Genomic DNA, 12058 nt, shown 5'->3' with positions numbered 1-12058 from the left:
GCACCCCGTGTGCGTCTCCCTGCACACCTCGTACCACCGACCCCCGTGGAGACCGCGATGTCCGGCTTGCCCGCCACCCGCCGCACCGTGCTGAAGGGTGCCGCGCTCGCCGGTGCCGCCGGGCTGGGAGCGGCTGCCTGCTCCACCGAGTCCAAGCTCGGCCACGCCCAGACCCCGACCCCGACCGCGCCGGTGGACCTCGGCTCGGCGGACGCCGTCCCGGTCGGCGGGTCGAAGCTCTACCGGGAGCAGCGCGTCCTGGTGACCTGCCCGGCGAAGGGGCAGTACAAGGCCTTCAGCGCCCAGTGCACCCACGCCGGCTGCGTATTGGCCAAGATCGAGAAGAACGAGGGGCACTGCCCCTGCCACGGCAGCATCTTCGACACCACGACCGGCGAGGTCATCCAGGGCCCGGCCACCGTGCCGCTGCCCGCCGTCCCGGTCAGCGCGGAGGGCGGCCGGCTCGTCGCCGGGCCGGGCGCCTGACCCCTCGGCGGTAGCGGCCCCGGCGCCCACGGGCGTACCGCACAGCGCGCGGGCGGCACAGTGCGGACGGCACCCCTGGGTGTCACCGGCCGGAAGTAGGGTGTGAGACATGGCAGACCCCTCCAGCTACCGCCCCAAGCCGGGACAGATCCCCGACTCCCCGGGGGTCTACAAGTTCCGCGACGAGCACCGCCGGGTGATCTACGTCGGCAAGGCGAAGAACCTCCGCCAGCGCCTCGCCAACTACTTCCAGGACCTGGCCGGTCTCCACCCGCGCACCCGCACCATGGTGACCACGGCCGCCTCCGTGGAGTGGACGGTCGTCTCCACCGAGGTCGAGGCGTTGCAGCTGGAGTACTCCTGGATCAAGGAGTTCGACCCCCGGTTCAACGTCAAGTACCGCGACGACAAGAGCTACCCGTACCTCGCGGTCACCCTCAACGAGGAGTTCCCCCGGGTCCAGGTCATGCGCGGCGCCAAGAAGAAGGGCGTGCGCTACTTCGGCCCGTACGGCCACGCCTGGGCGATCCGCGAGACCGTCGACCTGATGCTCCGCGTCTTCCCCGTACGCACCTGCTCCGCCGGGGTCTTCAAGAACGCCGTCCGCACCGGCCGCCCGTGCCTGCTCGGCTACATCGGCAAGTGCTCGGCGCCCTGCGTCGGCCGCGTCAGCCCCCAGGAGCACCGCGAACTCGCCGAGGAATTCTGCGACTTCATGGCCGGCCGCACCGGCGCCTACATGCGCCGCCTGGAGAAGGAGATGATGCTCGCCGCCGAGGACATGGAGTACGAGCGTGCCGGCCGCCTCCGGGACGACATCGGGGCGCTCCGGCGGGCCATGGAGAAGAGCGCGGTCGTGCTCGCCGACGCCACCGACGCGGACCTCATCGCCGTCGCCGAGGACGAGCTGGAAGCAGCCGTCCAGATCTTCCACGTGCGCGGCGGCCGGGTGCGCGGCCAGCGCGGCTGGGTCACCGACAAGGTCGAGGCCGTCGACACCTCCGGCCTCGTCGAGCACGCCCTCCAGCAGCTGTACGGGGAGGAGAGCGGCGACTCCGTACCCAAGGAGGTCCTCGTCCCGGCCCTGCCCGAGGACCCCGACGCGGTCTCCGAGTGGCTCGCCCACCGCCGGGGCTCCCAGGTCAGCCTGCGCATCCCGCAGCGCGGCGACAAGAAGGACCTGATGGCCACGGTCCAGCGCAACGCCCAGCAGGCCCTGGGGCTGCACAAGACCAAGCGCGCCTCCGACCTGACCACCCGCTCCCGGGCCCTGGAGGAGATCGCCGAGGCACTCGGTCTCGACACGGCCCCGCTGCGCATCGAGTGCTACGACATCTCCCATCTCCAGGGCGACGACGTCGTCGCGTCGATGGTCGTCTTCGAGGACGGGCTCGCCCGCAAGAGCGAGTACCGCCGCTTCCAGATCAAGGGGTTCGAGGGCCAGGACGACGTCCGGTCCATGCACGAGGTGATCGGCCGCCGGTTCCGCCGCTACCTCCAGGAGAAGGAGCGCTTGGGGGAGTGGGAGGAGACGCCCGGAGCGGACGCCCCCGGAGCGGACGCCCCCGGAGCGGGCGCGGCCGCATCAGGCGTCCTCGGAACGGGCTCCCAGGACGGAACCGAGCCGCGCGACGCCGCCGCATCAGGCATCCCCGGAACAGGCACCTCCGACGACACCGCCCCCCGCGACGCCACGGTGCCCCGCGAGGCCACCGCCCCCCACGACGCCGCCGAGCCCCGCGATATCACCGAGCCCCGCGAGGACATCGAGCCGCGCGAGGACGACGGCCGCCCCAAGCGGTTCGCCTACCCGCCGCAGCTCGTCGTGGTCGACGGCGGACAGCCCCAGGTGGCCGCCGCGAAGCGGGCCCTGGACGAGCTGGGCATCGACGACATCGCCGTCTGCGGCCTCGCCAAGCGCCTCGAAGAGGTCTGGCTGCCCGACGACGACGATCCCGTGGTGCTGCCGCGCTCCAGTGAGGGCCTCTACCTCCTCCAGCGCGTGCGCGACGAGGCCCACCGCTTCGCCATCACCTACCAGCGGGCCAAGCGGGCCAAGCGGGTCCGCAGCAGCCCGCTGGACGGCGTCCCCGGTCTCGGCGAGAGCCGGAAACTCGCACTGCTCAAGCATTTCGGCTCCGTCAAGAAGCTGCGGCAGGCGACAATCGACGAGATCTGCGAGGTCCAGGGGATAGGCCGCAGGACAGCGGAGTCGGTGGCCGCGGCCCTCGCCACGGCCGCTCCGGCCGCACCCGCCGTGAACACGGCCACAGGAGAGATCATTGACGAGAACGACGGGGGCACGCCATGACCGACCATGACCACCGCCAAGCCGAACCCACCCGACCGGACCCGGACCGAACAGACGGAGCAGCACACGTGAGCACGGGCACCACCAACGAGACGGGCGACGTCGTCACGGCGGCCATCCCCGAACTGGTGATCATCTCCGGGATGTCCGGCGCCGGCCGGTCCACCGCCGCGAAGTGTCTGGAAGACCTCGGCTGGTTCGTCGTCGACAACCTCCCGCCCGCCCTGATCCCGACCATGGTCGAACTCGGCGCGCGCTCCCAGGGCAACGTGGCCCGGATCGCCGTCGTCGTGGACGTGCGCGGACGCCGCTTCTTCGACAACCTCCGCGAGTCCCTGGCGGACCTGGAGACCAAGCACGTCACCCGCCGGATCGTCTTCCTGGAGTCCTCGGACGACGCCCTGGTCCGCCGCTTCGAGTCGGTCCGCCGCCCCCACCCCCTCCAGGGCGACGGCCGCATCGTCGACGGCATCGCGGCCGAGCGCGACCTGCTGCGCGAGCTGCGCGGCGACGCCGACCTGGTCATCGACACCTCCAGCCTCAACGTCCACGAGCTGCGCGCCAAGATGGACGCCCAGTTCGCCGGCGACCAGGAGCCGGAGCTGCGCGCCACGGTGATGTCGTTCGGCTACAAGTACGGCCTGCCGGTCGACGCAGACCTCGTGGTCGACTGCCGCTTCCTGCCGAACCCGCACTGGGTGCCCGAGCTGCGCCCCTTCACCGGCCTGAACGAGGAGGTGTCCGCGTACGTCTTCGACCAGCCGGGCGCCAAGGAGTTCCTCAACCAGTACACCGAGCTGCTCCAGCTCATCGCCGCCGGTTACCGCCGTGAGGGCAAGCGCTACGTGACCGTCGCGGTCGGCTGCACCGGCGGCAAGCACCGCTCCGTCGCGATGTCGGAGAAGCTCTCCGCGCGCCTCGCCGCCGAAGGGATCGAGACCGTCCTCGTCCACCGGGACATGGGGCGCGAGTGACCAGCGTCAACCTGCGGTTGCGGAGGCTGAGCCGAGCGGGCTCGCTCCGCTCCGGGCGCAGACGCGGCGGCCCGCCCAAGGTCGTCGCCCTCGGCGGCGGCCACGGGCTCTCCGCCTCGCTGACCGCGCTGCGCCGGATCACCGGCGATCTGACGGCCGTCGTCACCGTCGCCGACGACGGCGGGTCCAGTGGCCGGCTCCGCGACGAGTTCGGCGTGCTCCCGCCCGGCGACCTCCGCAAGGCCCTCGCGGCGCTCTGCGGCGACGACGACTGGGGGCAGACCTGGGCCAGGGTCACCCAGCACCGCTTCGAGTCGCGGGGCGACCTGCACGGGCACGCGGTCGGCAACCTGCTGATCGTGGCGCTCTGGGAGCAGCTCGGCGACCACGTCCAGGCCCTCGACCTGGTCGGCACCCTGCTCGGCGCGCACGGCCGGGTCCTTCCCATGTCCGCCGTACCCCTGGAACTCCAGGCGCAGGTCAGGGGGCACGACCCGGACCGCCCCGACGCGATCGTGACCGTACGCGGCCAGGCGACGGTGGCGCTCACCCCGGGCGAGGTGCAGTCCGTGCAGGTGGTCCCGCACGCCCCGCCCGCCGTCCCGGAGGCGGTCGAAGCCGTCCTGGACGCGGACTGGGTGGTGCTCGGACCCGGCTCCTGGTTCTCCTCGGTCATCCCCCATCTGCTGGTCCCGGATCTGCTCGACGCGCTGGTCGCGACGAAGGCCCGCAAGGTGCTCTCGCTGAACCTCGCACCGCAACCCGGTGAAACAGATGGCTTCTCCCCGCAGCGTCATTTGGAGGTTTTGGGGCGACACGCCCCTAAACTCGCCATGGACGTGGTGCTGGCCGACGAGGCCGCCGTGCCTGACCGCGAGTCCCTCGCCGATGCCGCCAAGCGGCTCGGTGCCGCAGTGGAGCTGGCTCCCGTGGCCTCGCCGGACGGTGTTCCGATTCATGATCCGGAGCTGCTGGCCGCCGCGTACGACCGTATTTTTCGGATGCATGGAAGGATCGGCCCATGGCGATGACGCCAGCGGTGAAGGACGAAATCTCTCGGCTTCCCGTCACCCGGACCTGCTGCAGGAAGGCGGAGGTCTCCGCGATCCTCCGCTTCGCGGGCGGGCTCCACCTGGTGAGCGGCCGGATCGTGATCGAGGCGGAGCTGGACACCGCGATGGCGGCCCGCCGGCTCAAGCGCGACATCCTGGAGATCTTCGGGCACGCCTCGGAGCTGATCGTGATGGCCCCCGGCGGGCTGCGGCGCGGTTCCCGGTACGTCGTACGCGTCGTGGCGGGCGGCGACCAGCTGGCCCGCCAGACCGGTCTCGTGGACGGCCGGGGCCGGCCCATCCGCGGGCTGCCCCCGCAGGTGGTCTCGGGGGCCACCTGCGACGCCGAGGCGGCCTGGCGCGGGGCCTTCCTGGCGCACGGCTCGCTCACCGAGCCGGGCAGGTCCTCCTCGCTGGAGGTCACCTGCCCCGGTCCCGAGGCGGCGCTCGCGCTCGTCGGGGCCGCGCGCCGGCTCTCCATCGCCGCCAAGGCCCGCGAGGTCCGCGGGGTCGACCGCGTGGTGGTCCGCGACGGCGACGCGATCGGCGCCCTGCTGACCCGGCTCGGCGCCCACGAGTCCGTGCTGGCCTGGGAGGAGCGCCGGATGCGGCGCGAGGTCCGGGCGACCGCCAACCGGCTCGCCAACTTCGACGACGCCAACCTCCGCCGCTCCGCCCGCGCGGCGGTGGCCGCCGGTGCCCGCGTGGGCCGCGCCCTGGAGATCCTGGGCGAGGAGGTCCCCGAGCACCTCGCCGCCGCCGGACGGCTGCGCATGGAGCACAAGCAGGCCTCCCTGGAGGAGCTGGGCGCGCTCGCCGATCCGCCGCTGACCAAGGACGCCGTCGCCGGCCGCATCCGCCGACTGCTGGCGATGGCCGACAAGCGGGCCCAGGACCTCGGCATCCCGGGTACCGAGTCCACCCTCAGCGAGGAGATGGCGGACGGCCTGGTCGGCTGAGACCGCCGCAGCGGGCCCCTGTCGTATACGGCCGCCGCCGGCGCTCCTTCCACGGAGACGCCGGCGGCGGCTTTTTCGCTGTCCGGGAAAGACCCGGCCGGGGCGTGCGCGGAGCGCCGGGCGAGGCGGCCGACGCGGACCCGGGACACGCGGCGCGAGCCCGTCATGCCCTGATCGTCCGTGTGTGTACGGGCGTTGGGCACATTTCCATCGTCGCCGGACAGAATCCGGTTTGTGGCCCGAAGGCCGGTCGGGGAACGCCCGGCAAGGCGGAGCGCCCTGTTCCTACTGGTCAGTAGCGCTCATCGGGGCGCGTACGAGGGCTCTCGATGTCACCCGCGGGCCACATGAGAGGTAGGGTCGGAGGCGGTCGGGGACATCCCATACAACTCGCCGGCGTCGAAACCCGGCGTACCTAACGAGGAGATCGGTTCGTGACGATCCGCGTAGGCATCAACGGCTTTGGCCGCATCGGTCGTAACTACTTCCGCGCGCTGCTGGAGCAGGGTGCGGACATCGAGATCGTGGCTGTCAACGACCTGGGTGACACTGCGACCACGGCTCACCTGCTGAAGTACGACACCATTCTGGGTCGTCTCAAGGCCGAGGTCAGCCACACCGCCGACACCATCACCGTCGACGGCCACACCATCAAGGTGCTCTCCGAGCGCAACCCGGCCGACATCCCCTGGGGTGAGCTGGGCGTCGACATCGTCATCGAGTCGACCGGCATCTTCACCAAGAAGGCCGACGCCGAGAAGCACATCGCCGGTGGCGCCAAGAAGGTCCTCATCTCGGCTCCGGCCAAGGACGAGGACATCACCATCGTGATGGGCGTCAACCAGGACAAGTACGACGCGGCCAACCACCACGTCATCTCCAACGCCTCCTGCACCACCAACTGTGTGGCGCCGATGGCCAAGGTTCTCGACGAGAACTTCGGCATCGTCAAGGGCCTGATGACGACGGTCCACGCGTACACGAACGACCAGCGCATCCTGGACTTCCCGCACTCGGACCTGCGCCGCGCCCGCGCCGCCGCCGAGAACATCATCCCGACCACGACGGGTGCCGCCAAGGCCACCGCCCTGGTTCTGCCCCAGCTCAAGGGCAAGCTCGACGGCATCGCGATGCGCGTCCCGGTCCCGACCGGTTCCGCCACCGACCTGGTCGTCGAGCTGCAGCGCGAGGTCACCAAGGACGAGGTCAACGCCGCGTTCAAGAAGGCCGCCGACGACGGCGACCTGAAGGGCTACCTCGCCTACACCGAGGACCCGATCGTCTCCTCGGACATCGTCAGCGACCCGGCGTCCTGCACCTTCGACTCCTCCCTGACGATGGTTCAGGAAGGCAAGACGGTGAAGATCCTCGGCTGGTACGACAACGAGTGGGGCTACTCCAACCGCCTCGTCGACCTGACCGTCTTCGTCGGCGGCCAGCTCTGATCCTCGGATCGGCAGGCATCTCGATGTAGTGAGGGGCTCGGACGGCGCGACGCAGCGCCGTCCGGGCCTTCTCGCGTGCTCATCCGTCCTTTCCAAGGAGTCCTGGAACAGATGAAGACGATCGACGAACTTCTCGCCGAAGGGGTCGCCGGCAAGCGGGTATTCGTCCGCGCCGACCTCAACGTGCCGCTCGACGGCACCACCATCACCGACGACGGCCGCATCCGCGCCGTCCAGCCGACCGTCGCCAAGCTCGCCGAGGCCGGTGCGCGGGTCATCGTCGCCTCGCACCTCGGCCGCCCGAAGGGCGCCCCGGACCCGGCGTTCTCGCTGGCTCCCGCCGCCGCCCGGCTCGGTGAACTGCTCGGCACCGAGGTCGCGTTCGCCACCGACACCGTGGGCGAGTCCGCCACGGCCACGGTCGCCGTCCTCACCGACGGCCAGGTCGCCGTCATCGAGAACCTCCGCTTCAACGCCGGTGAGACGTCCAAGGACGACGCCGAGCGCGGCGCCTTCGCCGACCAGCTCGCCGCCCTCGCCGACGTGTACGTGGGCGACGGCTTCGGCGCGGTGCACCGCAAGCACGCCTCGGTCTTCGACCTCCCGGCCCGGCTGCCGCACTTCGCCGGCTACCTCATCGCCACCGAGGTCGGCGTCCTGAAGAAGCTCACCAGCGACGTCAAGCGCCCCTACGCCGTGGTCCTCGGCGGCGCCAAGGTCTCCGACAAGCTCGGTGTCATCGACCACCTGCTGGAGAAGGCCGACCGCATCCTGATCGGCGGCGGCATGGCGTACACCTTCCTCAAGGCCCAGGGCCACGAGGTCGGCATCTCGCTGCTCCAGGAGGACCAGGTCCCCACCGTGCAGGAGTACCTCAAGCGCGCCGACGCGCGCGGCGTGGAGTTCGTGCTCCCCGTCGACGTCCTCGTCTCGCCCGAGTTCCCGGACCTCAAGACGAAGGCCCCGGCCAACCCCACCGTCGTCGCCTCCGACGCCATCCCGGCGGACCAGGAGGGCCTGGACATCGGCCCCAAGACGCGTGAGCTGTACGCGGCGAAGCTCGCCGACGCGGCCACAGTCTTCTGGAACGGCCCGATGGGCGTCTTCGAGCACCCCGACTACGCCGAGGGCACCCGCGCGGTCGCCCAGGCGCTCGTCGACTCCCCGGCCTTCAGCGTCGTCGGGGGTGGCGACTCCGCCGCCGCCGTCCGCATCCTGGGCTTCGACGAGAACGCCTTCGGCCACATCTCGACCGGCGGCGGCGCCAGCCTCGAATACCTCGAGGGCAAGTCGCTCCCCGGCCTCGCCGCATTGGAGAACTGAGCCAGATGAGCACCCGTACCCCGCTGATGGCGGGCAACTGGAAGATGAACCTCAACCACCTCGAGGCCATCGCCCACGTCCAGAAGCTCGCCTTCGCGCTGGCCGACAAGGACTACGACGCGGTCGAGGTCGCCGTCCTGCCGCCCTTCACCGACCTGCGCTCCGTGCAGACCCTGGTGGACGGCGACAAGCTGAAGATCAAGTACGGCGCCCAGGACATCTCGGCGCAGGACTCCGGTGCGTACACCGGCGAGATCTCCGGCTCCATGCTCGCCAAGCTGAAGTGCGCGTACGTGGCCGTCGGCCACAGCGAGCGCCGCCAGTACCACGGCGAGAACGACGAGATCTGCAACGCCAAGGTGAAGGCCGCCTTCAAGCACGGGCTGACCCCGATCCTCTGCGTCGGCGAGGGCCTGGACATCCGCAAGGCCGGTGACCAGGTCTCCTACACCCTCGCGCAGCTCGACGGCGCCCTCCAGGACGTCCCGGCCGAGCAGGCCGAGTCGATCGTGATCGCGTACGAGCCGGTCTGGGCCATCGGGACCGGCGAGGTCGCCACCCCCGAGGACGCCCAGGAGGTGTGCGGAGCCATCCGCCGCCGGCTCGCCGAGCTGTACTCGCAGGAGCTGGCGGACGCGGTCCGCATCCAGTACGGCGGCTCCGTGAAGTCCGGCAACGTCGCCGCGATCATGGCGCAGCCCGACGTCGACGGCGCCCTCGTCGGCGGTGCCGCGCTGGACGCCGACGAGTTCGTCAAGATCGTCCGCTTCCGCGACCAGTGAGTATGCGCTAGCGCCGATCCGTCGTACCCTTGCGGGGGCCGGGGTGGGTTCCACCCTCGGCCCCCGTTGTGCTTCATACATTGCGTAGAAGTAGTTTTCAGAAGCATTTTTCTCAGAAGCAGTCCAGGAATTTCCGGAAAGTAGGGACCAGCCGTGATTTTGGCGTTCGAGATCGCCCTGATCGTCTTCAGCCTGCTGCTGATGCTGCTGGTGCTGATGCACAAGGGCAAGGGCGGCGGCCTCTCCGACATGTTCGGTGGCGGCATGCAGTCCTCGGTCGGCGGCTCCTCGGTGGCCGAGCGCAACCTCGACCGCATCACCGTGGTCGTCGGCCTCTGCTGGTTCGCGAGCATTGTGGCCCTCGGCCTGCTCATCAAGCTGGACGGCTGACGCATCGTCCGCGATTGCCGGTGACCGTGTAACTCCAATCACTGGACGCGCGTTGGGCCTTACGTAGACTGGGGCATCTTCGAGCAGCATCACGCAGGGAGTTACGACCGTGGCAAGTGGCAACGCGATCCGGGGAAGCCGGGTCGGAGCGGGGCCGATGGGGGAGGCCGAGCGGGGCGAGTCCGCGCCGCGCCTCCGCATCTCCTTCTGGTGCTCGAACGGGCACGAGACGCAGCCGAGCTTCGCCCATGACGCGCAGGTACCGGAGACCTGGGACTGCCCCCGATGCGGCTTCCCGGCGGGTCAGGACAAGGACAGCCCGCCCGACCCGCCGCGCACGGAACCGTACAAGACGCATCTCGCGTACGTGCGCGAGCGGCGCAGTGACGCGGACGGCGAGGCCATTCTCGCCGAGGCGCTCGCCAAGCTCCGCGGCGAGATCTGAGCGCACCCCGTCCGGCTCCCGCCCCTTGAGGTCCGTCCGGCGAGAGCCGCCTCTTTTCCGTATGCCCCGTTCACCGGCCGGCCACCCCCTGGGTGCCGGCCGGAGCGCTTTCCGCCACCCGGGAACCCCCTGATCTCCGCGCGGGGCCATGCCCGCGCGGCACCCGCGACCAGGATCAATTAGGTTGGGGGGTGCAGCGGGGAGCAGGTACGAGAAGAATGGGCTGATACCCGGGATGAACGCACAAAGCCGAACCAAGCTCAACCAGACGCCCGAGTGGGCGGCCCTCGGCAAGCACCGCGAGGAGCTGGGCGCGACCCACCTGCGGGAGCTGTTCGCCGAGAACGCGGACCGCGGCGCCGCCTACACCCTCCGGGTGGGCGACCTGCACATCGACTACTCCAAGCAGCTGGTGACCGACGAGACGCTGCGTCTGCTGCGCGACCTCGCCGCCGCCACCGGGGTCGCCGAGCTGCGGGACGCCATGTTCCGCGGCGACAAGATCAACACCACCGAGGACCGCGCCGTCCTGCACACCGCGCTCCGCGCCCCGCGCGACGCGGTGATCGAGGTCGACGGCGAGAACGTCGTGCCGGCCGTGCACGCGGTCCTGGACAAGATGGCGGCCTTCGCCGACCGGGTCCGCTCGGGCGAGTGGACCGGCCACACCGGCCGCCCCATCAAGAACATCGTCAACATCGGCATCGGCGGCTCCGACCTCGGCCCCGCCATGGCGTACGAGGTGCTGCGCTCCTTCACGGACCGCTCCCTCACCCTCCGCTTCGTCTCCAACGTCGACGGCGCCGACCTCCACGAGGCCGTCCGCGACCTGGACGCGGCCGAGACGCTCTTCATCATCGCCTCGAAGACGTTCACCACCATCGAGACGATCACCAACGCGACCTCCGCCCGCGACTGGCTCCTCACCGAGCTGAAGGCCGGTCAGGACGCCGTCGCCAAGCACTTCGTGGCGCTGTCGACCAACGCCGAGAAGGTGTCGGACTTCGGTATCGACACGGCCAACATGTTCGAGTTCTGGGACTGGGTCGGCGGACGCTACTCCTACGACTCCGCCATCGGCCTCTCCCTGATGATCGCCGTCGGCCCGGACCGGTTCCGCGAGATGCTCGACGGCTTCCACCTCGTCGACGAGCACTTCCGCACCGCCCCGGCGGAGCAGAACGCCCCGCTGCTGCTGGGCCTGTTGGGCGTCTGGTACGGCCAGTTCTTCGACGCCCAGGCGCACGCGGTACTTCCCTACAGTCACTATCTCTCCAAGTTCACCGCCTACTTGCAGCAGCTGGACATGGAGTCCAACGGCAAGTCCGTGGACCGGGACGGCAATCCGGTCGAGTGGCAGACCGGCCCGGTCGTCTGGGGCACCCCGGGCACCAACGGCCAGCACGCGTACTACCAGTTGATCCACCAGGGCACCAAGGTCATCCCGGCCGACTTCATCGGCTTCGCCGCCCCGGTCGCCGACCTGCTGCCCGGACTCATCGCCCAGCACGACCTGCTGATGGCCAACTTCTTCGCGCAGACCCAGGCGCTCGCCTTCGGCAAGACGCCCGAAGAGGTCCGCGCCGAGGGCGTGCCCGAGGAACTGGTCCCGCACAAGACGTTCCAGGGCAACCACCCCACCACGACGATCCTCGCCGAGAAGCTCACCCCCTCGGTCCTCGGACAGCTCATCGCGCTGTACGAGCACAAGGTCTTCGTCCAGGGCGCGATCTGGAACATCGACTCCTTCGACCAGTGGGGCGTCGAACTCGGCAAGGTCCTCGCCAAGAAGATCGAGCCCGTCCTCACCGAGGGCACCGGCGGCGAGCAGCTGGACAGTTCCACCGCCGCCCTCGTCGCCACCTACCGGTCGCTGCGCGGTCGCTGAGCC

General features: G+C 70.4%; 11 protein-coding genes. All 11 read left to right on the top strand.

What is annotated here, in order from left to right; translation table 11 throughout:
• Positions 1-57 precede the first annotated feature (57 nt).
• The 11 genes from OG599_RS07355 to pgi all read left to right on the top strand — a co-directional run bounded on the left by OG599_RS07355 (position 58) and on the right by pgi (position 12055).
• Positions 58-486 carry a Rieske (2Fe-2S) protein gene (locus OG599_RS07355; RefSeq protein WP_327175138.1) on the top strand — a complete coding sequence of 143 codons (429 nt, stop codon included), beginning with the start codon at positions 58-60 and terminating at the stop codon, positions 484-486.
• A 109-nt stretch (positions 487-595) separates the two neighbouring features.
• A complete protein-coding gene (gene uvrC / locus OG599_RS07350; RefSeq protein ID WP_327175137.1) occupies positions 596-2797 on the top strand; it encodes an excinuclease ABC subunit UvrC in 2202 nt (733 codons plus the stop codon).
• Positions 2794-3771, top strand: coding sequence for an RNase adapter RapZ (gene rapZ / locus OG599_RS07345; RefSeq protein WP_327175136.1), 978 nt, complete (start codon positions 2794-2796; stop codon positions 3769-3771). The genes uvrC and rapZ overlap by 4 nt, the downstream gene beginning before the upstream one ends.
• Positions 3768-4802 (top strand): gluconeogenesis factor YvcK family protein, encoded by a 1035-nt coding sequence (locus OG599_RS07340; protein ID WP_327175135.1) that lies wholly within the window; start codon positions 3768-3770, stop codon positions 4800-4802. The genes rapZ and OG599_RS07340 overlap by 4 nt, the downstream gene beginning before the upstream one ends.
• A complete protein-coding gene (gene whiA / locus OG599_RS07335; RefSeq protein ID WP_266703180.1) occupies positions 4793-5782 on the top strand; it encodes a DNA-binding protein WhiA in 990 nt (329 codons plus the stop codon). The genes OG599_RS07340 and whiA overlap by 10 nt, the downstream gene beginning before the upstream one ends.
• A gap of 434 nt (positions 5783-6216) precedes the next feature.
• Positions 6217-7227: a type I glyceraldehyde-3-phosphate dehydrogenase gene (gene gap / locus OG599_RS07330; protein ID WP_327175134.1), complete on the top strand. Its 1011-nt coding sequence runs from the start codon at positions 6217-6219 to the stop codon at positions 7225-7227.
• 111 nt (positions 7228-7338) lie between these two features.
• Positions 7339-8550, top strand: coding sequence for a phosphoglycerate kinase (locus OG599_RS07325; RefSeq protein WP_327175133.1), 1212 nt, complete (start codon positions 7339-7341; stop codon positions 8548-8550).
• A 5-nt stretch (positions 8551-8555) separates the two neighbouring features.
• Positions 8556-9332, top strand: coding sequence for a triose-phosphate isomerase (tpiA, locus tag OG599_RS07320; protein WP_327175132.1), 777 nt, complete (start codon positions 8556-8558; stop codon positions 9330-9332).
• Between the two features lie 153 nt (positions 9333-9485).
• Positions 9486-9722, top strand: a complete 237-nt coding sequence (gene secG, locus OG599_RS07315; RefSeq protein WP_327175131.1) for a preprotein translocase subunit SecG — start codon at positions 9486-9488, stop codon at positions 9720-9722.
• A 109-nt stretch (positions 9723-9831) separates the two neighbouring features.
• Positions 9832-10167: an RNA polymerase-binding protein RbpA gene (locus tag OG599_RS07310; RefSeq protein ID WP_266703170.1), complete on the top strand. Its 336-nt coding sequence runs from the start codon at positions 9832-9834 to the stop codon at positions 10165-10167.
• A 235-nt stretch (positions 10168-10402) separates the two neighbouring features.
• Complete coding sequence (gene pgi / locus OG599_RS07305) at positions 10403-12055, top strand: glucose-6-phosphate isomerase (RefSeq protein WP_327175130.1); 1653 nt, start codon at positions 10403-10405, stop codon at positions 12053-12055.
• Positions 12056-12058 lie beyond the last annotated feature (3 nt).

The organism is Streptomyces sp. NBC_01335, assembly GCF_035953295.1.
Lineage (GTDB): Bacteria > Actinomycetota > Actinomycetes > Streptomycetales > Streptomycetaceae > Streptomyces.
The sequence above is the reverse complement of the archived record's forward strand: the minus strand, read 5'-3'. Positions and strand labels throughout refer to the sequence as shown.